The organism is Pseudonocardia halophobica (genome assembly GCF_027922425.1).
Classification (GTDB): domain Bacteria; phylum Actinomycetota; class Actinomycetes; order Mycobacteriales; family Pseudonocardiaceae; genus Pseudonocardia; species Pseudonocardia halophobica.
The window spans coordinates 511-1,032 of record NZ_BSFQ01000144.1 but is presented as its reverse complement, the minus strand read 5'-3'; positions in this window follow the sequence as shown (position 1 = coordinate 1,032).

Here is a 522-nt window from a genome sequence, read left to right as displayed (position 1 = left end):
AGGGCGCTGGGGTTCGCCACGTAGTTCTGGAACACGTTCTCGTTGATCGCGACGCCCTCGAAACCCAGCCGCTCGGCCGTGTCGACGATCGTCAGCATGTCCTGCAGGAGCTCACCCCACGGACGGTCCATGTCCGAGTAGAAGAAGGGCGTCGTCACCCAGAACTTCAGTGCCATGACTCACTCCATTACCGGGAATCGTGTGTGAAGAGGAAGGAACGGGTGGGGCTGAATCCGACGCTCTGCGGACCAGCTGCGGGTTCTCGCCACCTCACCCGAGGTCGGAGTTCGACTTCGTGGCCAAGTACGGCCCACTCCGCGAGTGACGTACGCCCGTTCGGGAACGGCCTGGCAGCAGGGTGCGCGTGGCGTCGAGGTTGGTCTCGCGTGAGCATGGTCATGCGGCCTGTGTCGCCTCCTTCAGGGAGTTGACCCAGAAGGGGTTGGTGAGCAGGAGCCGTCCGATCGCGACCAGGTCGCAGTCCCTGCCGGCCAGCGCGGCTTCGGCGGCTTCTGCGCTGCT